At 68.6% G+C, this 25,894-nt stretch carries 23 protein-coding genes; 7 read left to right on the top strand and 16 right to left on the bottom strand.

Annotated features, from left to right (window positions below):
* Window positions 1–148: 148 nt before the first annotated feature.
* The 4 genes from AC3ITW_RS22200 to AC3ITW_RS22185 are packed head-to-tail and all read right to left on the bottom strand — an operon-like array spanning window position 149 to window position 2,885.
* The gene (locus AC3ITW_RS22200; RefSeq protein WP_006404291.1) at window positions 149–847 is read right to left on the bottom strand and encodes a suppressor of fused domain protein; all 699 of its coding nucleotides are present in this window, start codon (window positions 845–847) and stop codon (window positions 149–151) included.
* Window positions 844–1,272 carry a hypothetical protein gene (locus AC3ITW_RS22195; protein ID WP_006404287.1) on the bottom strand — a complete coding sequence of 143 codons (429 nt, stop codon included), beginning with the start codon at window positions 1,270–1,272 and terminating at the stop codon, window positions 844–846. The genes AC3ITW_RS22200 and AC3ITW_RS22195 overlap by 4 nt, the downstream gene beginning before the upstream one ends.
* Complete coding sequence (leuE, locus tag AC3ITW_RS22190) at window positions 1,269–1,898, bottom strand: leucine efflux protein LeuE (protein ID WP_005411716.1); 630 nt, start codon at window positions 1,896–1,898, stop codon at window positions 1,269–1,271. The genes AC3ITW_RS22195 and leuE overlap by 4 nt, the downstream gene beginning before the upstream one ends.
* A 15-nt stretch (window positions 1,899–1,913) precedes the next feature.
* A complete protein-coding gene (locus AC3ITW_RS22185) occupies window positions 1,914–2,885 on the bottom strand; it encodes a LysR family transcriptional regulator (protein WP_041864606.1) in 972 nt (323 codons plus the stop codon).
* Between the two features lie 91 nt (window positions 2,886–2,976).
* Between AC3ITW_RS22185 and AC3ITW_RS22180 the strand changes: the two genes are divergently transcribed.
* Complete coding sequence (locus AC3ITW_RS22180; RefSeq protein WP_065723995.1) at window positions 2,977–3,984, top strand: zinc-binding alcohol dehydrogenase family protein; 1,008 nt, start codon at window positions 2,977–2,979, stop codon at window positions 3,982–3,984.
* Between the two features lie 39 nt (window positions 3,985–4,023).
* Here the strand turns inward: AC3ITW_RS22180 and AC3ITW_RS22175 are convergent, their stop codons facing one another.
* Window positions 4,024–4,629: a glutathione S-transferase family protein gene (locus AC3ITW_RS22175; RefSeq protein WP_100435659.1), complete on the bottom strand. Its 606-nt coding sequence runs from the start codon at window positions 4,627–4,629 to the stop codon at window positions 4,024–4,026.
* Between the two features lie 45 nt (window positions 4,630–4,674).
* Here AC3ITW_RS22175 and AC3ITW_RS22170 point away from each other — a divergent pair, with 45 nt between their 5' ends.
* The 3 genes from AC3ITW_RS22170 (at window position 4,675) to AC3ITW_RS22160 (ending at window position 7,383) form a co-directional block, all read left to right on the top strand.
* The gene (locus AC3ITW_RS22170) at window positions 4,675–6,231 is read left to right on the top strand and encodes a DNA recombination protein RmuC (RefSeq protein WP_012512548.1); all 1,557 of its coding nucleotides are present in this window, start codon (window positions 4,675–4,677) and stop codon (window positions 6,229–6,231) included.
* Between the two features lie 71 nt (window positions 6,232–6,302).
* Window positions 6,303–6,701 carry a hypothetical protein gene (locus AC3ITW_RS22165; RefSeq protein ID WP_046983826.1) on the top strand — a complete coding sequence of 133 codons (399 nt, stop codon included), beginning with the start codon at window positions 6,303–6,305 and terminating at the stop codon, window positions 6,699–6,701.
* Between the two features lie 136 nt (window positions 6,702–6,837).
* Window positions 6,838–7,383: a glutathione peroxidase gene (locus AC3ITW_RS22160; protein WP_012512546.1), complete on the top strand. Its 546-nt coding sequence runs from the start codon at window positions 6,838–6,840 to the stop codon at window positions 7,381–7,383.
* Between the two features lie 107 nt (window positions 7,384–7,490).
* Here AC3ITW_RS22160 and AC3ITW_RS22155 read toward each other — a convergent pair whose 3' ends face one another.
* From AC3ITW_RS22155 to AC3ITW_RS22130, 6 genes are read right to left on the bottom strand one after another with little or no spacing between them, the layout of a single operon-like run.
* Entirely contained in the window at window positions 7,491–8,501 is a 1,011-nt protein-coding gene (locus AC3ITW_RS22155; protein ID WP_100435660.1) for an MlaA family lipoprotein, read from the bottom strand.
* A gap of 1 nt (window position 8,502) precedes the next feature.
* Entirely contained in the window at window positions 8,503–8,814 is a 312-nt protein-coding gene (locus AC3ITW_RS22150) for an STAS domain-containing protein (RefSeq protein ID WP_065723991.1), read from the bottom strand.
* Window positions 8,804–9,466 (bottom strand): MlaC/ttg2D family ABC transporter substrate-binding protein, encoded by a 663-nt coding sequence (locus AC3ITW_RS22145; RefSeq protein WP_006404092.1) that lies wholly within the window; start codon window positions 9,464–9,466, stop codon window positions 8,804–8,806. Before AC3ITW_RS22145 ends, AC3ITW_RS22150 begins: the two co-directional genes overlap by 11 nt.
* On the bottom strand, window positions 9,463–9,987 hold the full coding sequence (gene mlaD / locus AC3ITW_RS22140) for an outer membrane lipid asymmetry maintenance protein MlaD (protein ID WP_006404090.1): 525 nt from the start codon (window positions 9,985–9,987) through the stop codon (window positions 9,463–9,465). Before mlaD ends, AC3ITW_RS22145 begins: the two co-directional genes overlap by 4 nt.
* Before the next feature lie 58 nt (window positions 9,988–10,045).
* The gene (locus tag AC3ITW_RS22135; RefSeq protein WP_006404088.1) at window positions 10,046–10,795 is read right to left on the bottom strand and encodes an MlaE family lipid ABC transporter permease subunit; all 750 of its coding nucleotides are present in this window, start codon (window positions 10,793–10,795) and stop codon (window positions 10,046–10,048) included.
* On the bottom strand, window positions 10,795–11,583 hold the full coding sequence (locus AC3ITW_RS22130; RefSeq protein WP_032973917.1) for an ABC transporter ATP-binding protein: 789 nt from the start codon (window positions 11,581–11,583) through the stop codon (window positions 10,795–10,797). The genes AC3ITW_RS22135 and AC3ITW_RS22130 overlap by 1 nt, the downstream gene beginning before the upstream one ends.
* 193 nt (window positions 11,584–11,776) lie before the next feature.
* On the opposite strand from AC3ITW_RS22130, the gene recC reads away from it, so the two are divergent.
* Genes recC through recD form a run of 3 tightly spaced genes read left to right on the top strand, consistent with a single transcriptional unit; the run spans window position 11,777 to window position 20,675 of the window.
* Entirely contained in the window at window positions 11,777–15,121 is a 3,345-nt protein-coding gene (recC, locus tag AC3ITW_RS22125; protein WP_100435661.1) for an exodeoxyribonuclease V subunit gamma, read from the top strand.
* Window positions 15,118–18,798 (top strand): exodeoxyribonuclease V subunit beta, encoded by a 3,681-nt coding sequence (recB, locus tag AC3ITW_RS22120; RefSeq protein WP_100435662.1) that lies wholly within the window; start codon window positions 15,118–15,120, stop codon window positions 18,796–18,798. Before recC ends, recB begins: the two co-directional genes overlap by 4 nt.
* Window positions 18,795–20,675, top strand: a complete 1,881-nt coding sequence (recD, locus tag AC3ITW_RS22115) for an exodeoxyribonuclease V subunit alpha (RefSeq protein ID WP_100435663.1) — start codon at window positions 18,795–18,797, stop codon at window positions 20,673–20,675. Before recB ends, recD begins: the two co-directional genes overlap by 4 nt.
* Before the next feature lie 46 nt (window positions 20,676–20,721).
* On the opposite strand, the gene AC3ITW_RS22110 is transcribed toward recD, so the two are convergent.
* The 5 genes from AC3ITW_RS22110 to AC3ITW_RS22090 form a co-directional block, all read right to left on the bottom strand.
* Entirely contained in the window at window positions 20,722–21,120 is a 399-nt protein-coding gene (locus tag AC3ITW_RS22110; RefSeq protein WP_012512539.1) for a hypothetical protein, read from the bottom strand.
* 94 nt (window positions 21,121–21,214) lie between these two features.
* Entirely contained in the window at window positions 21,215–23,254 is a 2,040-nt protein-coding gene (locus AC3ITW_RS22105; RefSeq protein WP_100435664.1) for an FUSC family protein, read from the bottom strand.
* 3 nt (window positions 23,255–23,257) lie between these two features.
* The gene (locus tag AC3ITW_RS22100; RefSeq protein WP_100435665.1) at window positions 23,258–24,718 is read right to left on the bottom strand and encodes an efflux transporter outer membrane subunit; all 1,461 of its coding nucleotides are present in this window, start codon (window positions 24,716–24,718) and stop codon (window positions 23,258–23,260) included.
* Window positions 24,715–25,632: an efflux RND transporter periplasmic adaptor subunit gene (locus AC3ITW_RS22095; RefSeq protein WP_161994221.1), complete on the bottom strand. Its 918-nt coding sequence runs from the start codon at window positions 25,630–25,632 to the stop codon at window positions 24,715–24,717. Before AC3ITW_RS22095 ends, AC3ITW_RS22100 begins: the two co-directional genes overlap by 4 nt.
* The gene (locus tag AC3ITW_RS22090) at window positions 25,629–25,838 is read right to left on the bottom strand and encodes a DUF1656 domain-containing protein (protein ID WP_010487502.1); all 210 of its coding nucleotides are present in this window, start codon (window positions 25,836–25,838) and stop codon (window positions 25,629–25,631) included. Before AC3ITW_RS22090 ends, AC3ITW_RS22095 begins: the two co-directional genes overlap by 4 nt.
* Window positions 25,839–25,894: the final 56 nt, after the last annotated feature.

Below are 25,894 nucleotides of genomic sequence, written 5' to 3'. Positions count from 1 at the left end.
ACAAGTTCCCGAGTGTGACCGAACGCAGCGCAGCATTACCACTGACGGGGGTCATACGTGGGTCAGATGCGTCACCGACGCGGCTGTACTCCGAGCATGCTGCCGGAATCGGCACAAACGCTGGCAGGATTCGAAATGATTCGATCCCTCAAGGTGGGCCCGGAGGCGCTTGAAGCGTGAGAGCAGGGGCCAGATCGATGCTGACCCGCTGCGGATCGACCACCGGCGCCGCACCTTGGGTTTTCAACTGGGCCACCAGCACTTCGAAGCCCTGGGCGCGGCCGAACGCGTGCTCGTCCAGGGTCAATGGCAGCAGCTGCAGGAAGTCGAATCGTCCCGATGGCAATTGATGGGGGCCAGGAAAATGCAGTGACGGAACGAAGACGGCCGCCTGCAGCATGCTCCCTGCGTGATCCACCGGACCTCCCAGCTTCAGCCGGTCCCATGGCGCCAAGGGATTGCCGGGCATGCGTGAGTGGCACAGCAGCAGGTGGTACGCAGTGAACCAGCGCAAAGTGGTCAGTGCCCACGTTGCTTCTTCCTGCGTCTCAAGCATCAGTTCGATGCCCAACCCCGAATCGCCATCTTCGTGCCGCCCTTCCCAGGGGTTGGACAGGCCGGAGCTGACATAGATCCAGTGCCTTCGATCACCGTGCGGAGGACAGGCATTGACGCCGACATGCAGCCAGCGCGGGTCGATCTGCTCCTGCTTGAAGACGTTGCGCAGCAGATCCATATCGATCGGGTAGATCCCCGGCCCGGTATCGCCGAACAACTGCCGGTACAGCATCTCCTCCCGATATTCCCAGCTGCGCTCCAGCAGGATGTCGTCGTCCATGGTGTTCATTCGGCCGCCTTGCCGGGCCAGTGGCAGCCGTCTTCCTGCCAGGCCTCGATGTCATCGTGGAAGGAGGTGCGACGGCCATCGCGGGCGCGTTCGTAGCGCAGATCCAGCACCAGCGCACCCTGCGTGCTGATCGTGTAGCGACCGTTGAGGCGGCCGTCGACGTGCTCTTCCCAGACGCTGTCGAACTGGTAGGGACGGTCTTCGGCCAGCACCGTGGTCTCCATCGAAACCCGGCGCAGCAGCAGGCGTTCGCGCTGTCCGGCATAGCGAACGTCGGCCTGGCCGTCATCCAGCCAACGCCATTCCAGATGGATACCGTCATTGCGGCCGCCGCTCAGGCAGCGATGATCCTGCGCGGTGGCCGCCGGGGCGGTCGTGTTGGCCAGAAGCAGCAGGGCGCCCATCGCCGTCGGCCAGGGTTTCATCCGTTCAGCCCCAGCCGGATGCCGAACCCCACCAGGAACAGGCCGGCCACGCGGCGCAGCGCATCGCTGATCCGCGGGTGCTGGATCAGCCGGCGGCGGGCCAGATTGCCGACCCCGATCAACATCGAGCAGTAGGCGATGCTGACCACCAGGATGATGCCGGCCAGCGCCGCAAAGGTAGCAATGCCCTGGTGCGCCTTCGGATCGATGAACAACGGCAGGAAGGCCATGTAAAAAAGGATCGCCTTCGGGTTGAGCAGGCTGACCAGGATCGCCTGCTGGAAGTAGCGACCCGGCTGCATGCGGATCGGGCCGGCGTCACCGCCCTCATGCTTGGGCGTGCGCAGCAGGCTGATGCCCACCCACACCAGGTAGGCCGCGCCGAGGTACTGCACCGCGTGGAACACCAGTGGGTTGGCCTTGAGCAGCGCGGCCACGCCGGCCAGCGCAAGCCACATCAGGATCTGGTCACCGACCAGCAGGCCGGCCAGCGCGGTGTAGCCGCCACGCACGCCGCCACGGCCGGTGGCGGTCAGCAGGGTGAAGGTGCCGGGGCCGGGCAGGGCGAGAAACACCAGCACGGCGACCAGAAACGTCCACAGGTCCTGGATGCCCATCCACGGCATGGCGGCGTCCTCTTGTTACGGGGGGCCGCCATTGTCGGCCAGCGCCGCAGTTGGCGACAGGGGGCGGGTGAGGCCACTGGGCATGCCAGACAGCAGCGGTTGCAGGTGCTGCCGCAGCTGCGCGTGCAGTTGCCGTACCGCCGGCGAGAACTGCTTGCGGTGCGGGCACACCAATTGCAGCGGAATGCTGCTGCCAACACCATCCAGCAGCAGCTGCAGGCGCCCGGCCAGCACGTCCTCGCGCAGGTCCAGCCAGGATTTGTAGGTGATGCCTTCGCCGGCCACCGCCCAGCGCCGCACCACGTCGGCATCGTCGCAGACCAATGGGCCGCGCACCGGCATCACCACGCGGCGTCCATCCACGTCGAACGACCAGCGATCGTAGGCGCGGCCATTGAGTTGATAGACCAGGCAATCGTGCTCGCGCAGATCCTCCAGGCGCGTGGGCATGCCGTTCCGCTGCAGGTAATCGGGTGCGGCTGCCAGCACGCGCCGGTTGCCTTCCAGCAGGGGCAACGCCACGTAGCTGGCGTCGTCGAAGTGGCCGATGCGGATCGCCACGTCGACCGGATCGCGGAACACGTCGGCCACTTCGTCGGACAGGCGCAGGTGCAGGCGCAGCCGCGGGTGCGCGGCGCGGAAGGCGCTCAGCCACGGCAGCAGCAGGTTGCGGCCGAAGTCCGACGGCGCCGACAGCTGCAGGGTGCCATGCAGTTCGGCATCCTCGCCCTGCACGCGCGCCTGGCCCTCACGCAGGGTAGCCAGCACTTCCTGTGCATAGGGCAGGTACAGGGCGCCCTCGCCGGTCAGGCGCAGGCTGCGGGTGGTGCGCACGAACAGCCGCAGGTCCAGTTCGCGCTCCAGCCGTGCCACTGCCGCAGCAACCTGGCCAGGCAGCAGATCGGCCTCGCGTGCCGCCTGCGAGAAGCTGCCCAGTGCGGCGGTGCGGACGAACAGCTGCAGGTCGTCGAAGCGGATCATCTTCATTGCCAGAGTGAAAGTGCTGACTGATTCTGCGCCTTTCTGCGGGGCCATGCGCGGCGCAACCTGTCGCCTCCTTCCCCACTGGACCGCTGCCATGCGCGCCATTGCCTATACCCATGCCGGCCTGCCGATCGATGATGCCCAGGCCCTGATCGACATCGAACTGGAGCTGCCGCAGCCCGGCCCGCGTGACCTGCGGGTGGCGGTGCGCGCGGTGGCGGTGAACCCGGTCGACACCAAGGTCCGCCGCGGCGTGGCCACCGACGGCCCGCGCGTGCTGGGCTGGGACGCGGTCGGCATCGTCGACGCGGTGGGCAGCGAGGTGACCCTGTTCCGGCCCGGTGACGCGGTCTACTACGCCGGCGTCATCGACCGCCCGGGCAGCAATGCCGAGTACCAGCTGGTGGACGAACGCAGCGTCGGCCGCAAGCCGGCCAGTCTGGGTGATGCCGCCGCCGCCGCGTTGCCACTGACTGCGATCACCGCCTGGGAGCTGCTGTTCGACCGCCTGCGCATTCCCGAGGGCGGTGGCGAAGGGCAGGCCCTGTTGGTGATCGGTGCTGCCGGTGGCGTTGGTTCGATCCTGGTGCAGCTGGCGCGGAAGCTGACCAAGCTGACCGTGATCGGCACCGCCTCGCGTCCGGATACCCAGGATTGGGTCTATGCGATGGGCGCGCATCATGTGATCGACCACAGCCTGCCGTTGGCCGAAGGCCTGGCACGGCTTGGCATCAGCGAGGTACAGCACGTGGCCAGCCTGACCCATACCGGCCAGCACTACGCGCAGATCGTGGAACTGCTGGCGCCGCAGGGCCAGCTGGGGCTGATCGATGATCCGGGCCAGCTGGATGTGATGGCACTCAAGCGCAAGGCACTGTCCCTGCACTGGGAATCGATGTTCACCCGGCCGCTGTACCGCACCGCCGACATGCAACGCCAGCACGATCTGTTGAACCGGGTGGCCGAGCTGATCGATGGCGGTGTGCTGCAGACCACCCTGGGCGAGCACTTCGGCCGCATCGACGCGGGCAACCTGCGGCGCGCGCATGCGCTGCTGGAGAGCCATCGCGCAAAGGGCAAGATCGTGCTGGAAGGCTGGTAAGGCAGGTTGTTTCCGCGCCGAAGGGATCTGACCCCTGCCTCAGGCCACACCGTTGTCGACGTACTCGGCGAAACCGGGCTGCTGGCGCAGGCGCTCGAACCAGGCCTCTACCTGTGCCAGTGCCGGCTTGTTGCCCGGCGTGCTGCGCCAGCGCTGGGTCGACAGCCCGAGCACGATGTCGGCGAGCGTGAAGGTGTTGCCCGCCACGTAGCCGTCGGTAGTGGCCAGCTGTGCATCAAGGACGCCCATCAGCCGGTTCCACTGCACCAGGCTGGCCTCGGCGCGGGCGTCATCCGGATGATCCGGATGCCGGCGGACACGGGCCATGAACACCTGCCGCCAGGCACTGTTGAGGTCGCTGGCCTGCCAGTCCATCCATTGCTCCACCCGGGCGCGGGCCTGGGGGGCGGCGGGCAGCAGGTCGTCGCGGCCGCCACGCACGGCCAGATAGCGGCAGATGCTGTTGGATTCCCAAAGCACGAAGTCGCCATCGCGCAGCACCGGTACCTGCAGGTTCGGATTCAGCGTGGCCAGCAGCGCCGGCGATGGCGCCGGTTCGTGGTGGAGCGGGAGATCCAGCCCGGCGCCCAGCCACAGCACCTTGCGCACGTTGATCGAGGTCGCCTTTCCGTACAGGGTGAGCATGGTCCTGACGCAGCAGTTGAGACTCGGCCAGCCTACACTTGCCCCATGCAAACCGAATATCTGCTTATTGGCGGCCTTCTATTGGCCGTGCTCATCCTGCAGCTGGTCGCCCTGCTGCGCCGCCCGCCGCACGACCGCCTGGAACAGGCCGTGCGTGAGGAAGCGCGCTCCGGGCGCAGCGAACTGCGCGAACAGCTCGATGGCTTCGCCCGTGCGCTGACCGATCTGTCCACCCGCACCGACCAGCGCCTGGACCTGCTGCGCGAAGCGCTCGGCGAAGACGCGCGCAAGGCGCGTGCCGAAGCGGCCGAGAGCCAGCAGCGCAGTGGTGCGCTGATGGGCCAACGCCTGCAGGAACTGCGCGCGCAGCTGGAAGTGTTCGGCCAGCAGCAGGAGGCACGCATCCATGCCTTCGGCCAGCAGCTGCAGGAACTCACCGGGCGCACCGATACCCAGCTCGGCGCGCTGCGCCAGACCCTGGTGGACGATGCGCGCAAGGGTCGCGAGGAAGGTGCGCAGTCGCAGCAGCGCCTGACCGAAAGCCTGGGCCTGCGCCTGCAGGAACTGACCCAGCGCAACGAGCAACGCATCGCTGAAATGCGCACGACCCTGGAAGAACAGCTGCGCGCGCTGCAGAACGACAATGCGCAGAAGCTGGAGCAGATGCGCCACACCGTGGACGAGAAGCTGCAGTCGACGTTGGAAACCCGCCTGGGCAATTCCTTCAAGCTGGTCTCCGAACGCCTGGAGCAGGTGCAGCGCGGCCTCGGCGAGATGCAGCAGCTGGCCACCGGCGTCGGCGACCTCAAGCGCGTGCTGACCAACGTCAAAAACCGCGGCAGCTGGGGCGAAGTGCAGCTGGAGAACATTCTCGAGCAGACGCTGACCCAGGAGCAGTACGCACGTGCGGTGAAGGTGCGCCCGGACAGCGGCGAGATGGTTGATATCGCGGTGCGCCTGCCAGGTCGCAGCGGCGACGACACGCCGGTGTGGTTGCCGATCGACTCCAAGTTCCCGCGTGAGGACTACGAGCGGTTGCTGGACGCGCAGGAGCAGGGCGACGCCGAGGGTGTGCGCCTGCAAGGCATCCAGCTGGAGCGCGCGGTACGCGTGCAGGCGAAGTCGATCTGCGACAAGTACATCGCGCCGCCGCACACCACCGACTTCGCGGTGATGTTCCTGCCCACCGAAGGCCTGTATGCCGAAGTGATCCGGCGCCCGGGCCTGGTTGATCTGCTTCAGCGCGAGCACCGCGTGGTGGTGGCCGGGCCAACCACGGTCACCGCCCTGCTCAACAGTCTGCAGATGGGCTTCCGCACGCTGGCCATCGAGCAGCGTTCCAGCGAGGTGTGGAGCCTGCTGGGTGCGGTGAAGAGCGAGTTCGGCAAGTTCGCCGGTATCCTGGAAAAGGCCGAGAAGCAGATCACCACGGTTGGTCGCAGCATCGGCGAGGCCAGCCGCAAGACGCGTACGATCGAACGGCGCCTGCGTGGCGTGGAGTCGCTGGCATCCGAACAGGCGCAGTCGCTGCTGGGCGATCTGGCCGAGAGTGATGCGGCGGGCGAGGACGAAGGCAGCGACGGCGACACCGACGAGACCTGAGTCACGCGGACACGCCGCCTGCATCGTCGATGCGTATGCTGGCGGCCTGTCCGTCTCGATCAGGTACCGCCATGCGCCTGTGCCTCTGTACCAGCCTCGTCCTGACCGCGTTGCTTGCCGCCTGCAGCAGCGCACCGCCGGCTGCCGATACGGCGGCGACACCTGCCGCAGCCACCAGCCCTGAAGCAGCCGAGGCGTACCGCGAAGCGCGTGACGTCGACTGCCAGGCAGCGGGTGGCACCCTGCAGCGGCTCGGCCGGCTGCAGCGCGAGCAATGCGTGATTCCCCATGCTGATGCCGGCAAGGCCTGCAGCCGCAAGAGCGACTGCACCGGCCAGTGCCTGGCCACGGGCGAAGTGGCCGCCGGCAGTGCGGCCACCGGTACCTGCCAGCGCGACGCCAGCCAGAACTTCGGTTGCCGCCAGCGCATCGAGGATGGAAAGGCGCTGGGCACGATCTGCGTGGATTGATCGTAGTGCCGGCCGCTGGCCGGCAACCTCATGAACCCTTGCGAACGGTCGCATGATTGCCGGCCAGCGGCCGGCACTACCGGCATCGCGCGGCGCTATGCTGGTGGGCCATTCCCCGCTGTTGCCGGAGCCCCGCGTGAGCACCCCGATCCAGGACATTTCCCTCACCACCATCGACGGCCAGCCGTCCTCGCTTGCCGACTACCAGGGCAAGGTACTGCTGCTGGTCAACGTCGCCTCCAAGTGCGGCCTGACCCCGCAATACGAAGGCCTGCAGGCGCTGTATGCGGAAAAGCACGCACAGGGCCTGGAAGTGCTGGGCTTCCCCGCCAACAACTTCCTCGGCCAGGAGCCGGGCAGCGAGGCGGAAATCCAGCAGTTCTGCCAGCTCACCTACGACGTCAGCTTCCCCATGTTCTCCAAGATCAGCGTGGCCGGTGACGACACCCACCCGCTGTACCAGCAGCTGACCGCCGCCCAGCCGCAGTCGATCGGTGAAGGCCCGCTGCGCGAGCGCCTGGCCAGCAAGGAGATTCCGATCCATCCGGCACCGGCGGTGCTGTGGAACTTCGAGAAGTTCCTGGTCGGCCGTGATGGCAAGGTCATCGCCCGTTTCGCCCCGGACGTGGCCGCTGACGATGCGCGCGTGCGCGAGGCGATCGAAGCCGCGCTGGCCGCCTGATCGGTCGGGGTCGGATCCCTTTCCATGGGAAAGGGCTCCGACCCCATCCAGGGCCGCAAAAGAAAAACCCCGCCGAGGCGGGGTTTTTCATGCGCCGATGGAAGGACTCAGTGCGTCCACTGCGGCATCGGCATCGCATCGACCGGGATCGGCGAATTGGCATCGTCGTGGCCACGGTCGCGCTTGCTGCGCAGATCGTTCTCGATCTGGTAGTTGCGGCGCTGCATCCACGCGTCGCGGACCAGCGAGTACTCGTCCACGGCGGTGTCGCGCAGGTCGTCGATCGCCAGCAGCTGGGCGCGGGTATCGACCAGCTGCAGGCCCTGCAGGCCGATGCGCAGCTTGTCCTCTTCGATGCGGCGGATCGGCGACAGCGGAATGTCACCGGCCAGGCCGAACACATCGCGCACGGTGCGCGGGCCGAAGAACGGCAGTTCCACGTAACGCGAACGACGCCAGCCCCAGGCACCCAGGGTCTGCCCGAAGTCCTCATTGCGACGCGGCACCATCGCCTTGCTGGCCGGATCGAACAGGCCGCCGATACCCAGCGTGCTGTTCATCAGGAAGCGGCCCAGGCTGTCCCAGGCATCGCCACCGCGGCCCTGCAGCAGCTGGTTGGTGATGGTCACCGGCGCACGCAGGTTGCTGAAGAAGTTGCTGACGCCGGTACGCGCAAAGCGCGGCACCACGTGGGTATAGGCGGTGGCCAGCGGACGGGCGACGCCGCGGTCGACTGCGTTGTTGAACTTGTGCACCTTGCGGTTGAACGGTTCCCACGGGTCGTAGGCCGCTGCACTGCCGGTGTTGCCGGCACCGCCGTAGAGGGCGTCGAAGTCGTCGTCACCGCCCGGTGCGGTGGCGGCTGCGGTCTTCGCAGCGTCGGTGTCGGCGCTGGAAGCGGCCGCGGCCGGAGGCAGACTGGCCGCAGCCGGCGGGCTGGCAACGGGCGCTGCCGAGCCGGCTTCGGCCGTTGCAGTATCGACGGCTGGCGCCTCGGCGGTGGTGCTGGCCGGGACCACGGTGCTGGCAACCGGTGCATCGCTGCGCGCGGGCTTGCCGGCGCAGGCGGTGAGGGCGGTGGCCAGGACGATCAGGGGGAGAGTGCGTACGACGTTCATGTCAGCTCGCAGCAGAAGTAGCGTTGAAATCCAGGTCGGGCGACAGCCGGTAGGCCGCGCTCAATTCGTTGTAGCCGGCCGGCGCGCCGGAGATCGTCAGCGGATGGCCGCTCGTGCGTGCACGCGCGGCCAGCTCGGCCAGCAGGGCCAGGCCGGCGCTGTCCACGCGCTCGACCTCGCCCAGCTCCAGCCGTGCCAGTTTCGCCGGCAGTGCCTGCAGTTGCGGCCACAGCGCGATCACCGCGGCACGGTCCAGCACCCCGCGCAGGCGCAGGGTGTCGCCTTCCAGCAGCGCCAGCGCGTTACTTGCCATTGCCCGCGGGCCCGGCCTGCATGCTGCCGCTCTGCAGCTCGGTGGCCACCTGCTTGATGCCCTTCTGGCGCAGCGGAGCATCGAACTGGTTGCGGAAGGTCTGCACGTAGGAGATGCCTTCGATGTTCACATCGAAGATCTTCCACTGGCCGCCTTCATTGCGCATCCAGTACTCCACCGGGGTCGGTTCGCTGCCGGCGCGCACCAGCTCGGTGAGCACGCGCACGCCACGGTTGCCCGGCAGCGGGCTCTCGCTCTTCAAGCGGAAGCTCGGCTTGCCCTGGATGTTGAGCAGGGTCGAACCGTAGCGCTGCATCAGGTTATCGGCCATGGCATTGGCGAACAGCTTGATGTCCGCATCGGCGGCACCGCGTGCGTGGGTACCCAGCACCAGGCGCGCGGCATAGTCGCGGTCGAAGGTGCGGTTGAGTTCGCTGTCGATGTAGCTGCGCAGGCTGGCCGGGTTGCTGGTGAACTCGCTCTTGCGCTGCTGCAGCGTCGCCAGGATGCGGCTGCTGGCATCGATCACCACCTTGCCGGCCTGGCCCTGCGTCGCGGCAGCGGCGGGAGCGCTGGCCTGCGCCTGGGCCAGGAACGGGGTGGCCAGCAGCAGCGACGAGGCGAGCAGGGCCGGGATCAGTTTCATCTTCATGGTTGCGGTTCCGTTGCAGGCGCCTGCGCGCCATCGTTGGGCTTCGGAGCAGCGCCGCCACCGGCGCCGCCACTGAACATGTATTTGCCGACCAGCTGGATCAGGTCCACCGCCGGCTGGGTGAAGACGATCTCCTCACCGGGCTTGAGCACGTCCGGATCGCCGCCGGGCTGAAGACCGATATAGCTCTCGCCCAGCAAACCACTGGTGAAGATGCCGGCGGAAGTGTCGGCCGGCAGATCCTTGACCTTGCTGTCCATGCGCAGGGTCACGATCGATTCGAACTTCACCGGGTCCAGGTCGATCGCGGCGACCTGGCCAACGGTGACGCCGCCGATCTTCACCGGCGCCTGCTTGCGCAGCTGGCCGACCTGGGAGAAACGGGCCTTGAGTTCATAGCCTTCGCCACCCCAGCTCCAGCGCTGGTTGGTCGAGGCCACGGCCAGCACCATCAGCGAGGCCAGGGCCAGCAGCAGGAAGGCGCCGACGGAAAATTCGAGTCTGGGACCGCGGATGGCCATGTGGAGTACCTGATCAGTCGTGGTGGCCGCGCGCCGATGCGCGCCGCCGATGGAGGGGTTAGGTGAACAACATTGCCGACAGCACGAAGTTGAACATCAGCACCAGCAGCGAGGCGTTGACCACCGCGCGGGTGGTGGCGACCGAGGTGCCTTCAATGGTCGGTTCGGCGTGGAAGCCGACATAGGCGGCCACCAGCGCGGCAGTGCCGCCGAAGATCGCCGACTTCAGCATCGCCACGCCGAAGTCGTCCCAGAAGTCCACGCTGCCACGCAGCGCCGACCAGAACACGCCATTGTCCAGGCCGAGCACGTGCACGGCTTCGAAGTAGCTGGCGCTGATTGCCAGCGAGCAGAAGATGCCGGTCAGCAGCGGCACGGTCAGCACCGCCGCCCAGAAGCGTGGCGCGACGGCCTTGGCCACCGGGTCGATGGCCATCAGCTCCAGCGCCTTGATCTGGTCGGTGGCGCGCATCAGGCCCAGTTCGGCGGCGATCGAGCTTCCGGCGCGGCCGATGAACAGCAGCGCGGTCAGCACCGGTGCCAGTTCGCGGTACAGCGACAGGCCAAGCAGGGTCGATAGTGCGTCGGCCGCACCGAACGTGGTCAGCGTGCGGTAGCCCTGCAGGGTCAGTACCAGGCCGACGAAGGCACCGCCGACGGCGATGATCGGCAGCGAGCGCGCACCGATCTTGTAGATCTCGCGGGTCAGCTCGGCCAGGAAATCACGGGTCGGCAGCGAACCGCGCAGCACGGTCAGCGAGAACAGGCCGGCGCGGCCCAGTGAACGGGTGGCTTGCACGAACGGCATCAGGCAACCCTCGCACGCGGTGCGGCATCGAACGGGATGGGGCCATCGGGCTGGCCATGCAGAAACTGCCGCAGCAGCGGATCCTGGCTGGACTGCAGCGCTTCGGGAGACCCCTGGAACACGACACCGCCATTGGCGATCGCGATCACCTGGTCGCAGATCGGCAGGGTCTCGTGCACGTGGTGGCTGACGATGATGCTGGTCAGGCCAAGGCTGTGGTTGAGGCGCTGGATCAGGCTCATGATCACCCCCGAGGCGATCGGGTCCAGCCCGGTCAGCGGCTCGTCGTAGATCATCAGTGGTGGGTCCAGTGCCAGCGCGCGGGCCAGCGCCACGCGGCGCGCCATGCCGCCGGACAGCTCACGCGGCCAGGCATCGGCGGCGGCCAGCAGGCCCACCGCATGCAGTTTCATCTGCACCAGCCGGCGCAGTACCGCAGTGGGCAGGCGGGTGTGGGTGCGCAGCGGCAGCGCCACGTTCTCGGCCACGGTGAGGTCGGTCAGCAGGCCATTGCCCTGCAGCAGCACGCCCACGCTCTTGCGCATTTCCAGCAGCGCGCCGCTGTCGTGCGGAATCGGCTTGCCGAACAGGGTGACCTCGCCGGCGACCGGGCGCAGTTCGCCGGTCAGCGCCGCCAGCAGGGTCGACTTGCCACTGCCGGACGGACCGAGCACCGCCGTGATGCTGCCCTTGGGCACCTGCAGCGACACGTCGCGCAGGATCGTGCGCCCGCTCCGGTCGATGCGGACGTTGGATAACTGCACCAGACTGGAGGCGGAAGCCGACATGGGCACCATTAACGTTTTTTAGACATCGAAGGATCGGGCCCGTCTGCTGAACATAAGCAGACTGGACGGTCCAGTATTGTTGCACGGCAAGGCCTCGCGCAGGCCGGGACAATCGGCAGGGGTCCCGGAACAATCCGTACCGGCGATGGCCCGGATCATTGAATACTGCGTGCCGTGCTGCACACTGTGCACGATGAGTGACCCGGGCAGCGATTTCCGCCTCTACCATTCCAACTCCCTGGACGTGCTGGCCGCGCTGCTGGCGCGCAATGTGCGTGCGCCCGTTCCTGGCCAGCCGCTGCTGGCGCCGGAGGTGGTGCTGATCCCGCAGGTGGCGATGCGGCGCTGGCTGCAAGCGACACTGGCCGCGGAATTCGGCGTTGCCGCCAACCTCGAATTCCTCACCCCGGGCGAATTCGTGGCCCGCGCGCTGAAGGCCAACATCAGCGGCGAGCAGGACGACCTGGATGCAGCCGGCCTGCACTGGAAGCTGTACCAGGCACTGCGTGACCCGGCACTGCTGGCGCAGCCACCGATGCGCGCGCTGCAGTCCTATCTTGCCGGTGGCGACGCGTTGAAGCCGTGGGCGCTGGCCGGCGAGCTGGCCTCGGTGTTCGAGAAGTACCAGGCCTGGCGCCGTGACTGGCTGCTGCGCTGGGCCGCCGGTGCCGATCCGGCCGACCCGCAGGCGATCCTGTGGCGCACCATCACCCACGGCCACGACTATCGCGCGCGCCGCATCCAGGAATACCTGGACCGTTTCGAAGGGGCCGGCCAACCCTTGCCGAAGGGCTTGCCGCCGCGCATGTCTGCGTTCGCGACGCTCAACATCTCGCCCGACGTGCTGCGGGTGATGGCCACCCAGGCGCGGGTGGGCGAGCTGCATTTCTATATGCCCACCCCGGTGCAGTCGTACTGGGGTGACCTACAGACACTGGCCGAGCGCCTGCGCAGCGGCGCGCCCGATCCCTTCGGTGAAGCGGCCGGCGAGAACCGCCTGCTGGAAGCCTGGGGCGCGGCGGGCCGCGACTTCATGGCGGTGCTGGGCAGCTACGAGGTGGTGCACCCGGCCGGCGAGATTGCGGCCTATTCCGATCCGGAGGAGGACACCCGGCCGACCCTGGACGAAGGCGGCCTGTCCGACAGCCTGCTGCATCGCCTGCAACGCGATCTGTTCCACCGCCGCGCGCTGCCCTCGGGCGAGCTGCGCGACGGCCTGCGCAGCGACGACCCCAGCCTGCAGGTGCACGCCTGCCACACCCGCCTGCGCGAACTGCAGGTGCTGCACGACCAGCTGCGCAGCCTGCTGCAGGACCCGCGCTTCGACCCGCCGCTGCAGGCGCGCGAGATCGCGGTGCTGGCGCCGGACATCGATCCCTACGTGCCGTACCTGGAAGCGGTGTTCGGCGGCCGTGGTGGCGAGGAGGAGCACATCCCCTATGCGCTGGCCGACAGCAGCCCGCTGGCCGGTGAACCGCTGGCTGATGTGTTCGTGCACCTGCTGGGCCTGCCGGTCTCGCGCTTTGGCCTGAATGAAGTGCTGGACCTGCTGGCCAGCGCGCCGCTGGCCGAAGCGGCCGGGCTGGAAGCGGTGGACTTCGACCGCCTGCATGGCTGGCTGCAGCAGGCCGGTGCACGCTGGGGCCTGGATGCGAAGCACCGCCACCAGCACCAGGCGCCGGCCGACGACGCCTACACCTGGCAGTTCGCACTGGATCGCCTGGTGCTCGGCCATGCCACCGGCAGCGAGGCCGACCTGGCGGGTGTCGCACCGTGGATCGAACTGGAAGGCGGCGCGCTGGACGCGCTGGACCGGCTGCTGCGCCTGTTGCGCGTGCTGGCGGTCTATCAGCGTCGCCTCGGTGAGCTGCTGACCCCGGCGCAGTGGCGGCAGCGCCTGCTGTCGCTGCTCGATGCGCTGCTGCCGACCGCGCCGAGTTCGCCCAACAGCCAGCGCGCGCTGGAGCGCCTGCGCAAGCTGCTGAACCAGTTTGCCGACGATGCCGCCAAGGCCGGTTTCGAAGACGGCGTGCCGCCGGAGGTGGTGCGTTCGCATTTTGCCGGTGCACTGTCCGAGGCCGATACGCGCGCACCGCTGCTGACCGGTGGCATCAGTTTCGGCCGCATGGTGCCGATGCGCCTGCTGCCATTCCGGGTGATCTGCGTGCTGGGCCTCAATGATGGCGATTTCCCGCGCCGTGACCCGGCGGCCGGTCTCAACCAGCTCACCGCCGAACTGGACACGCCGCGCCGCCGACCGGGCGACCGCTCCACCCGCGAGGACGACCGTTTCCTGTTCCTGCAGCTGTTCGCCGCCGCGCAGGAGGTGTTCTATCTCAGCTATCTCGGCGCCGATCCGCGCGATGGCAGCGTGCGCGAGCCGTCGGTGCTGGTCAGTGAACTGATCGATGCCGCCGCTGCGTATCACCTCGATCCGCCTGCGGCGGTCCGCGACTTCACCGTGCGCCATGCCTTGCAGCCGTTCTCGCCCGCCGCATTCGGTGATGGCGACCCGCGTCGCTTCAGCTATCGCCGCCAGTGGCATCCGGCTGCCGGCCGCCTCACCGGCCAGCGCGGCGGCCTGCAGCCGTGGTTCGACGCACCGTTGCCGCCGCCGCTCGACGATGCAGTGGAAGACGAGGTCGCGCTCGATACCCTGCGCCGTTTCCTGTGCGACCCGGCCGGGCAGTTCCTCGCGCAGTCGCTGGGCCTGCGCCTGGCCGACGATGTCGAGGAGGTCGATGACCTGGAACCGCTGGTGCTGTCATCGCGCGGCCCGGAAAAGCGCAGCGTGCAGGCGGCCGTGGTGCGCGCCACGCTCAGCGGCGATTCCGAGCCGCTGTATCCGCGACTGCGCGCGCGTGGACTGCTGCCGTCGGGTCCATTGGGCGAGCGCCAGTTCGAGGTGGAGCAGTTGAAGACGCGCCCGTATGCCAGTGCGCTGCTGGGCTGGATGCAGGGCGAACCGCTGGAAAGCCGTCGCTACGAAGTGGACATCGACGGCGTGCGCCTGCACGGCCGCGTGGCTGATCGGCATCCCGAAGGGCTGGTGCGCCTGCGGGCCGGCACGCTCAATGGCAATGCAGTGATCCGCCAGGGCCTGGACTGGCTGCTGGCCAACGCCGCCGGCGATGCGTTGCCGCTGGTGCAGTTCCACGATGGCGGTGACGCCGGTCCCGGCCCGCATGTGCTGCCAGCACTGAGCGCCCCCGCTGCACGCGCCGCGCTGCGTGCGCTGCTGCAATTGCGCCAGCGCGGCCTGCGTGAGCCGCTGCGCTTTGCCCCGTATACCGGCTGGGTGCTGTACAACGCACCGGCAGAAAAACAGCGCAGCGAAGGCTGGAAGCAGTGGCATGGCAGCGACCGCAGTTGGGGCGAATCCAGCAGCGACGCCTGGCAGCTGCTGCTGCGCGGTGCCGACCCGTTCGCCACCGATGCCAGCTATGCCGAGCTGCTGCGCAACAGCCAGGTGGTCTTCAGCGCGGTGCGCGAAGGCCGCACTCTCGGCACCGAAGCACGCCAGGAGGGCAACGCATGAACACCGCCATCGCAGACAAGGAAACCCAGCGCATGGCGGGCGATCCCTACCTGGCCCTGCCGCTGGACGGCATCCGCCTCATCGAAGCCAGCGCAGGCACCGGCAAGACCTTCACCCTGGCCACGTTGTTCACCCGCCTTGTGGTGGAGCAGGGCCTTCGCATCGGCCAGATCCTGGCGGTGACCTTCACCGATGCGGCCACCCAGGAACTGCGCAAGCGCATCCGTGAGCGCCTGGCGCTGGCCGCGCGCCTGGTCGATCTGGAACCGGCCGAGGGTGAAGCACCCGACGCGAGATTGACCCGCGACGTGCTGCAGCGTCATCTGCAGGGCGGCTCCGAGAGCGCCTCTGCATTGAAGCGCCGCCTGCAGGTGGCTGCCGACGAAATCGACCTGGCATCCATCTTCACCATCCACGGCTTCTGCACCCGCGTGCTGCGCGAGCATGCGCTGGAAAGCGGCCACACCTTTGATCCGCCGGAACTGCTGGCCAGCGATCGTGAACTGCTGGAGGAGCTGGCCGCTGATCTGTGGCGCGTGCATGCCAATGACCCGGCCACGCTGGAGCCGCTGACCTGGCTGTGGTCCAACCCGGACGCGCTGGCGGCCGATCTGCGCGCGCTGCTGGGCACGCCGCCACTGCACCCGTTGCCACAGCCGGTGACGCTGGCTGATCCACACCCGGCGCTGCAGAGCGCGGCCGAGGCACTGTCCGCAAGCGTGCGCGAACATGGCGAGCAGTTCTTCATCGACCTCTGCGATGCCGTCGACAACAAGTGGATCAACGGCGTGTCCTACAAGCTGGGCTGGCTGCACCCGCTGGGCCGACAGCTGCTGGCCTGGGCTGAGCGCGGCGACCCGCGCGAGCTGCTGGCCAGCGAGCGCCTGCCGGCGCTGCTGCCGGATGGGCTGGCCGACAAGACCAACAAGAAATTCCTCGACCGCACGCCGTCGTCGCTATTGCAGGAACCGTTGGCGCGCTATGTAGCGCTGCTGGCCGAACGCGATGCCTGGTTGCGTGCCACTGCATTGAATTTCCTGCACGCGCTTCGCGCCGAAGCCACGCAGCGCCTGCAGGCGCTGAAGCGCACGCGCCGGGTACAGACCTACGACGACCTGATCGATGGCGTGGCGTTGGCACTGGAAGGCCCGCAACGGTTGACGCTGGTGAAACAACTGCGTGCGCAGTACCGCATCGCGCTGGTCGATGAGTTCCAGGACACCGACGATCGCCAGTGGGGCATCTTCCACACCGTGTTCGGCGATTCGCCGGAGGTGCGTGAACTCGGCCTGGCGCCGGCGCTGTTCCTGATCGGCGACCCCAAGCAGGCGATCTACGGCTTCCGCGGCGGTGATATCCACACCTACCTGAAGGCCAAGCAGGTGGCGCAGCAGGCGCCGGTGCTGGACCAGAACTTCCGCTCACGCCCGGCGGTGCTGCGCGCGCTGCAGGCGCTGTACGACAACGGTGGCGAAGACGCCTTCCTCGAACGCGACATCCAGTTCGAGCCGGTGCGCCCCGGTGGCGTGCGCATCGACGAGGACTACCAGCGTGATGGCCATGCCGCCACGGCACTCACCCTGCGCGTGCTGCGCAGTGGCGGTGACAAGGCGATGAGTGCGGACGCCTCGCGTGATGCCGCGACCCAGGCCTGCGTGGCTGCGATTCACCAGATCCTGGTCGAGGCGCGTGCGGGCAATGCCGTGTTGCGTGGACGCCCGGTTCAACCCGGTGATATCGCGGTGCTGGTGCGCTCGCATCGCGAGGCCACGCTGGTGCAGCGCGCGCTGGCAGCGGTCGGCATCCCTGCCGTGGCGGCCGGCAAGCAGAGCCTGTTTTCCACCCCTGAAGCGCGTGATCTCCGCGCGCTGCTGCTGGCACTGCTGCAACCGGCCGACGAAGGCCGCCTGCGTGCGGTGCTGGCCACCGTGCTGCTTGGCCAGCGGGCCAGTGCGATAGCGGCGATGGAACGCGAGGGCGACCTGCAACGCGAGTTCCAGGCACAACTGCTGCACTGGCGTGAGCGCTGGCAGCGCGGCGGACCGTTCGCAGTGATCGCCGACGTCTGTGCCGCACAGGGCGAACGCCTGCTGGCGCTGATCGATGGCGAGCGCCGCCTGACCAATTACCTGCAGCTGGGCGAACTGCTGCAGGAAGCCTCGGCGCAGGCGCTGGGCATGCACGGCCTGCTGGATTGGCTGCAGGGGCAGATGGCCAGCGCCGATCAGGATGACGAGCAGCAGCTGCTGCGCCTGGAATCGGATGCGCGCCGCGTGCAGATCATCACCCTCCACAAGAGCAAGGGCCTGGAGTATCCGCTGGTGTTCCTGCCCTTTGTCGGCATCGACGGCGGCGCACCGAACACCGCCTCGCACTGCACGGTGCATGTGGGCGGCCAGCGCCAGCTGCATTGGAAGCTGGACAAGGACGAGGCCTGGGAAGCGGCCAGCAGCCAACGTGAGCGCGAGCAGCGGGCCGAGGATGCGCGCCTGCTGTATGTGGGACTGACCCGTGCCGAGCATGCGCTGTGGATCGCCGTGGGTGATCTGGCCGGGCTCGGCAAGACGCGGCTGGCGCCGCTGCTGGGTGACCTGCAGGCGCTGCGCGCGCACGCCGATGTGCACATCGATGACGGTGAGGCAGCGGCCGCGCTGCCGCAGCTGGCGGCCGAAGTGGAAGGCGACCTTCCGGCGGTGCGTGCCCTGACCCGGCGCGTGCCGCACGACTGGTGGGTGTACAGCTTCACCCAGCTGGCGCATGCCGATGCGGGCGCTGGGGGTGATATCGAGGCCGCCGCCACCGAGCTGCCGGCGCCCGCCGCCGACGAACCGGCCGGCCCGGAACTGCCGCTGGAACCGGCGCTGCCGGAACCCGCTGCGGCGGCCGAGGACAGCACACCGGTCGACCCGCGCTTCATGGGCAGTCGCTTCGGCAACGTGCTGCACGAAGCGATGGAGAACGTCGACTTCGCTGCCTGGGGTGACTGGCAGCCGGGCCTGCAAGCCCCAGAGGGCCAAGCCGAGGTGCTGCGCAAGGCGCTGCACGACGAAGGCTATGCCGATGCCGACCTGGACGATGGCGTGGCGGTGCTGGTGCCGCTGGTCGGGCACACGTTGACCGTGCCGCTGCCCGAAGGCGGTGCGCTGCACAGCCTGGGTGAAGGCGAGCGTCGCGCGGAAATCGACTTCCATTTCGCCATCGAGCCGACCACGGTGCCGGCGCTGCTGCAGGTGCTGCATGTGCACGGTGTTTCCAGCACGCGACGCGGCTTCGGCCAGCGCCGCCGGTTGGAAGGGCTGATGACCGGCATGATCGACCTGACCTATGTGCGCGACGGGCGCTGGTACGTGCTCGACTACAAGTCCAACCGGCTGCCTGGTTACAGCCCGGACCTGCTGGCCATTGCCATGCGCCACAGCGAGTACGACCTGCAGGCGCTGATCTACACCGTGGCCCTGCATCGCTGGCTGCGTTTCCGCCTGGGTGCGGCCTACGACTACGAGCGCGACATGGGCGGCATCCGCTATCTGTTCTGCCGCGGCCTGGATGCCGCCGGCAACGGTGTGCATGTGGACCGCTTCCCGTTGGCGCTGGTGGATGCCCTGGATGCGTTGTTCGCCGGTGGCGAACAGGCCCAGGCCGAACTGGCTGCGCGTGCCCGTGGAGCCAGTGCATGAGCCTGCTGAAGGAACTGCACCAGAAGGGCCTGCTGCGCACCCTCGACCATGCACTGGCGACCAGCCTGCAGCGGCTGCGCGACGACACGCCCGAGAGCGTGGCGCTGGCGGCTGCGCTTGCGTCGCTGGCGATATCGCAAGGCCATGCTGCGTTCGATCCGGCGCAACCGCAGCGGTTGCTGGAAGGCGTACCCGAGTGGCCTGCCGCGCAGGACTGGCTGGAGCAGCTGTGCGCATCGCCGTGGGTCGCGACGCCGGAGCAGGCCGACGCCATCGCCGAGGATGCGCCGCTGGTGTTGGAGAACGGCCTGCTCTACCTGCGCCGCTATCGCGAGTACGAGCGTCAGCTGGCGGCTGGGCTGCAGCGCATCGGCCGGCATCCGCTGCCGGCGCCGGACATGGCAGCGTTGGCGCCTTTGTTCGCGCAGCTGTTCCCGCAGGCACTGGGCGGCGAAGATCATCAGGCACGCGCCGCCGGCGTGACCCTGCGCCATCCGCTGGCGCTGGTCACCGGCGGCCCCGGCACCGGCAAAACCACCACCATCGCGCGCCTGTTGCTGCTGCTGGCCGCACAGGCCCGGCACGCCGGCCAGCCGCTGCCCGAGGTGGCGTTGGCCGCGCCTACCGGGCGCGCCGCCGAGCGCATGGCCGAGAGCCTGCGTGTGGCTGTGCAACGCCTGCAGGAACAAGGACTGGACCCGGCGCTGTGCGCGGCGCTGCCCAGTACCGGCACCACCCTGCATCGCCTGCTCGGCGTGATTCCCGATTCACCGCGCTTCCGCCACCACGCCGACAATCCGCTGCCGGTGGATGTGGTCGTGGTCGACGAAGCCTCGATGATCGATCTGCCGATGATGGCCAAGCTGGTCGACGCGATCGCCAGCGGCACCCGGTTGATCCTGCTCGGCGATCCCGATCAGTTGCCCTCGGTCGAGGCCGGCGACGTGCTCAGCGCGATCCTGCGTGCCAGCGGTGATGGCATCGGCACCCGCGCCGATGACGCCCAAGCGCTGCACGGCCTGCTGGCGCCGGCCACCTTGCAGCCACAGGCCGCACCACGCGCCTTCGCCGGCCGCCGCGTGCAGCTGCAGCGCGGTTACCGGCAGAGCGATGCACTGGACCTGGCACCGCTGGCGCATGCCGTGCGCGAAGGCGACAGCAGTGCCGCCTTGCAGCTGCTGCGCAGCGGTGAACTGGCGGGCGTGCACTTCCACGAAGGCGAAGCCGACCCGTTGCGCGGCCAGCGCGAGCACCTGCTGGGCCACTGGCGTGCACTGGCCGACGCGGCCGATCCAGTGTTTGCCCTGCAGCAGGCCGGGCGCCTGCGCGTGCTGACCGCGTTGCGCGAAGGCCCGCAGGGCGCGCGCGGGCTCAACAGCCGCATCGAACAGCTGCTGGCCGGCAACACCCCCGGCTACTTCCAGGGTCGCCTGCTGCTGGTCACCGAGAACAGCTACCGTCATCGCCTGTTCAACGGCGATATCGGTATCTGCCTGCGCGATGGCAGCGGCGCGATGGTGGCCTGGTTCCCCGGCGACAGCGTCGACCAGCCGCGCGCCTTCCACCCGGCCGCACTGCCCGCGCATGAAAGCGCCTTCGCAATGACCGTGCACAAGGCACAGGGCTCGGAGTTCGATGAAGTGTGGTTGCAGCTGCCGCGCCAGGACAGCCGCGTGCTGTCGCGCGAACTGGTCTATACCGGCCTGACCCGCGCCCGCCAGGTGCTGCATGTGGCCGGCAGCGCGGATGTGCTGCAGGCCGCATTGAAGCGCCACGCCAGCCGATTGGGTGGTCTGGCCTGGCGGCTGGGTGCGGAAGAGGTGGCTGAAGCACCGGCGCGCATCGAACAGCCCACCGTGCAGGGCCAGCTGTTCTGACGCGGGGTCGGATCCCGTCCCCAACGGGAACGGGCTCCGACCCCAGTTACTCCGCGATCAATACCAGGCCATCCGGGAACACGATCGCCGCTTCGTCGGCACTCACGTCGAAGAAGCCCACGCCGTGCTTCTCGGCCAGGTCCTGCACGCGGCCATGCGCACGTTCGGCCACCGAATAGGCGAACGCGCCGTAGATCACCTGACTACCGATGCTGTACTCGGTCACCTCGGCACGGTCGTCCTCGTCGTTGCTCAGCGGCCCGTTCATTGGCGGAAATTCCTGTGCCATCTCCGCGAACCACGCCTGCAGTGCCGGGCTGCTGACCGCCGGGTCGTCGTACTCGTGGCGCTCGTTCCACTGCGTCTGCTTTTCGAACCAGGCGATGAAAGCCGCAGCCTCGCGCGGGGCCGCACTGGCCTCGAACACCATCATGTCGTAACTCATTGAACCGTCCTGTTGCCGTGGCGTAAGGACGCCGGGCATGGCCCGGCGCTACCGGATGACGATGGTAGCGCCGGGCCATGCCCGGCGGATCGCATTACATGGACGGCGCGCCGACATCCGCCAGCCCCGGCGCCAATGCCTTGGCCTCAGGGAACAGCGCGAAGCGCAGGCCGATCAGGCCCATCAGGGCTTCATCGCGGGCCTTGCAGGCAGCCACGCTGCCGACCCGGCCCAGCGAGGTATCCAACCGCTCCCGCAGCGCCTCGGCCGCCACAATCGGTTTGCGCGCGGCGATCTGACGGCGGTAATGCACGGCGATCTCTTCCAGGATGTGCTCGACCGCTTCGCGGCTGCGCTCGGGTAGTTCCAGCCGTGCGCGACGCAGCTGCAGGATGTTCAGGCCGATGCGCGCTTCGTTGAGCATGTCCACCGAGGCGATGTCGCTGCCCTCTGGCGTCGCCGCCAGGCGCGGTGCGAGCAGGCCCAGCAGGTCGAGCATGCGTGCGGCGAAGCGCTGGCGGTCCTGCTGGCCACGGCCTTCGGCGGCCTCGGCCAGCGTGGTCCAGCCCTGCCGCACCAGGCGGCGTGCGGTCCACTCGGCACCCACCGAACGGAACAGGCGGGTCATCACCACCGCAAAGCCAATGCCGATGAACATCGCGATGGACGAGTTGAGGAAGGTCTGGATGTTGGCGCTGTAGGTGTTCTGCAGGCTCAGCAGCGCGGCCAGGTTCACCGTCAGCGGCAGTGCGAACAGCGCGCTCTTCGGATGGTGCAGCATCAGCCCCAGCGGCAGGAACGCCACCGCCAGCACCAGCGCCAGCAGGCCGAAGTCGTGCACCGCCGGGAACACGCCGAACAGGTACACACCGGCCACCACCGAGGCGACCATCGCCCACACCAGGAACGACACCATGCTCGGTGCCGGGTCGTCCTGTGCGGCGAAGAACGCGGCGGTCACCGCCGCCATCATCGCGCCGTTGCCACCACCTTCCCAGCCCAGAGCGATCCACAGCACGCAGTAGCTCATCAGCGCCACGCCGGCGCTGAGCGCGGAGAACAGCGCCATGCCGTAGTCGACGTGCTTGTCGGCGGCCACGCGTTCGGTGCGGATGCGGTAGTGCGCGCGGTCCAGCGGCGCGGTGCCGTGGTCGATTGCATGCTGCAACGTGCGGCAGTCCTGCCACAGGTCCACCAGTTCCTCCAGGCGCAGCAGCAGGCTGGCCAGCTGCAGGTGCTGCAGGTCGCGGTCCACCTGCGGCTTCAGTGCGCTGATGCGCGCGCGCAGGCGGGCGTACTCGCTGGCGTTGGTCGGCCCGTCCAGCCAGTCGTGGATGTCATCGACCAGTGCCGGCAGCCCTTCCGGCAGGGCCTGGCCATCGCTGCGCAACGCGCTCAGGCGGTCGGCAATCGAGGACAGCACCGGCAACAGCAGCAGCATGCGCTCGCGCAGGCGCTCCATCGACACCGCCGAACCGGCATGGCGTGGATCATCACGGCGCAGGAACTCGATCAGCGCCTCGAACTGCACCAGGTCGGCGGCCAGCCGGTTGCGCGGCGCATGCGCGCGGCCACGTTCAAGGATCTGCCGGCACCACTGCGCGGCGTCCTCCATCCAGTTGCCGATGCGCGCGCGCAGCATCGGACGTACCGAGGCCGGGAACAGCAGCGACGCGAACAGCACCGCCACCACCGTGCCAAGGATGATCTCCTCGCTGCGTGCCACCACCGTGTCGAAGATGGTTTCCGGCGAGGTCACCGCCGGGAAGCCGATGAAGGCCGTCGTGTAACCGGCCAGCAGGAACGCGTAGCCGCGCGGGCCGCGGTTGAGCAGGGCCATGAACAGGCAGCCGGCCAGCCAGATCGACATCGCCGCGCTGAGCACCAGCGGCGTTTCCACCAGCGCCGGCAGCACCAGCAGGGTGGCCAGGCCGGCCACCAGGGTGCCGACGATGCGGTATACGCCCTTGGCCCGGGTTGGGCCCAGCAGCGGCTGGCTGACGATGTACACCGTGCCCATCGCCCAGTACGGGCGCGACAGGTTGCCGGCCATGGCGATGTACAGCGCGGCCACCGCGGCCAGGTAGGTCTTGATCGAGAACAGCCAGGCCTGGCGGTCGGTCAGCGCGTTCATGGCTTACTTCGCTGCTGTCGAGGCGTTGGGCGCGGCGGCGCTGGCCTGCCAGCCACCACCCAGCACCAGGAACAGGTGGATCTGGTCGCGCGAGACCTGCGCTTCGGCGGCGGCCAGGGTGGCATCGCTGGTGGCCAGGCTGCGGTCGGCATCCAGGCTGGACAGGTACGGCGTGCGGCCGCCCTGGTACAGCCGACGGTTCTGCTCGGCGGCCAGTGCGGCCTGCTCCTGCGCGATGCGCAGCGACTGCAGCCGGCGCAGGTCCTGCGCATAGCGGTCCAGCGCGGTCTGGGTCTCGCGCAGCGCCTGCAGCACGGTGTGGTCAAACTCGGCCAGCGCGGCATCAGCACCGGCTTCGGCGGCGTGGATGCGCGCGTGGGTGCCCGAGGACGGCAGCGTCCACGAGATCAGCGGGCCGATCGACCACTGCTGGGTCATCGGCGTGCCGAAGTCTTCCAGCAGGCCGGCGGCACCGAGCGAGGCACCCAGGCGGATGTCCGGGTACAGCTCGGCGGTGGCGACACCAATCCGCGCCGTGGCCGAGGCCAGCTTGCGCTCGGCCTGGCGCACGTCCGGGCGACGCTGCAGCAGTGCACGGCCATCACCGACCGGCAGCGGCTGCGCCAGGCTGGGGGCATGTGCACAGTCGATCACACCGGCCGGCAGCTGGCCCGGGGTCTGCCCCAGCAGCGCGGCCAGCGAATAGGCGGCGGCCGAGCGCTGCGCCTGCAGCGGCGGGAGTGCAGCTTCCAGCAGCGCCACCTGGGCATTGGCGCGGGCCAGTTCCGGCGGCGTGCCGCGGCCGGCCGCGATCAGGCGCTCGGTAACGCTGCGGCTGCGCTGCTGCAGCTGCAGGGAATGCTCGGCCACGTGCAGTTCGTGGTTGGCGTGGCAGATTTCCAGATAGCTGTCGGCCACCTGCGCGACCACGCTGACCTGGGCCAGATCGCGTGCCGCAGCGACCGACTGCTCGTCGGCACGGGCCGCTTCGGCGCCGCGCTTGAGCTTGCCGAACAGATCGAACTGGTAACTGACCGCGAACTTGCCATCGGCCAGGTTGATCACCGGCAGCTCGTGCCCCTGCAGGAACGATTCGGCCGACAGCTGTGCGCGGCTGATCCCGGCCTCGGCCTCATACTCGAAGCCACCGGCGTCCAGCGCCTGTTCGTATACCGCCGCGGCACGGCGCAGGTGCGCATCGGCGGCCTTCAGTTCCACGTTGTCACGCAGCGCCTGGGTGATCAGGCCATCCAGCACCGGGTCGTTGTACAGCGACCACCAGCGGTCGGGCAGCGCCTGGTTGGCGGCAATCTGCGGGTTCTGCGTATCGATGAAGGCGGCATTGGCCTGCGGACGCTTGAACGCCGAACCTTCCGGCAATGCGTAGTCGGGGCCGACGGTCCTGCACGCGGCCAGGCTGGCCAGCGCGACGATCAGGCCGAGACGGGGCAGGGCGGCGTTCACAGGCCCGCCTGTGTCGGCGCGGTGCCGGCCTTGTCGTTGTGCGGGTGGCGGCCGGTGTCCACGGTCACCGTGGCGGTGCGGCCGGCGATCAGTTCGACGCCCTTGGGCACCTCGTCGATGGCGATGCGCACCGGGATGCGCTGGGCCAGGCGCACCCAGTCGAAGGCCGGGGTCACGTTCGGCAGCAGGGTGCTGCCATTGCTGCGGTAGCGGTCCTCGATGCCGGCGGCGATGCTCTCGACATGGCCGCGCAGCGGGGTCGATTCACCCATCAGGCGGATGTCCACGCGCTGCCCCGGCGCGACGCCACGCAGTCGGGTTTCCTCGAAGTAGCCATCGATGCGGAACGAGCCGGTATCCAGCAGCGCCAGCACTGGCTTGCCGGCCACCACGTAGTCACCCACGCGCATGGTGCGGTCGTTGACCCGGCCATCGGCCGGTGCGCGCACCTCGGTGCGGCCCAGGTTGAGCTCGGCCAGGTCGACCGCGGCCTGTGCGGTGGCCAGTGCAGCCTGTGCGGCCTGCAGCTTGGCGCGGCGCACTTCGGCGTCCTCGGCGGCGACCAGGTCCTGCAGGCTGCGGTCACGGCCGATCTCGCGGCGCAGCTGTGCCACCGAGGCCTGGCGCTCGCCCAGGCTGGCCTTGGCCTGCTCCAGCGCGATGCGGTAACGGGCTCGGTCGACCACGAACAGCAGGTGACCCTTCTTCACCGCTTGGTTGTCGGCCACCTGCACCGTTTCCACCAGCCCGGACACGTCCGGCGCCACCTGCACCACGTCGGCGCCGACATGGGCATCGCGGGTCCACGGCTCATCCATGTAATAGACCCACAGCTGGCGCAGCACCAGCAGGGCGACGATCACGGCTGCGCTGGTGAGCAGCACCGGCAGGGTCTTCTTCACGATCTTGTTCACGATTGCATCCAACGCAGGAGGTGGAACAGCAGGCCAAGCACGATCCCGTACAGGGCCAGGTTGAACAGCGCCGGGTGCCATACATGGCGATAGGCGCCGGCACGCTGCAGCAGCGCGTGCAGGCCGCTGTTGACCAGATAGGCCAACAACATCAACCCGAGCAGGGTCGGGACGAACACTCCGTGGAGACTGAATTCACCGGGCATCGGTAGGGGCGGGGGCGAGGTGGGGGAGGGGAGGAACAACGAAACAGCAGCAACGG

It is taken from the genome of Stenotrophomonas sp. KH_052, from assembly GCF_057838755.1.
Note: the sequence above shows the minus strand (reverse complement) of the source record. Positions and strands in the feature narration are given on the sequence as shown.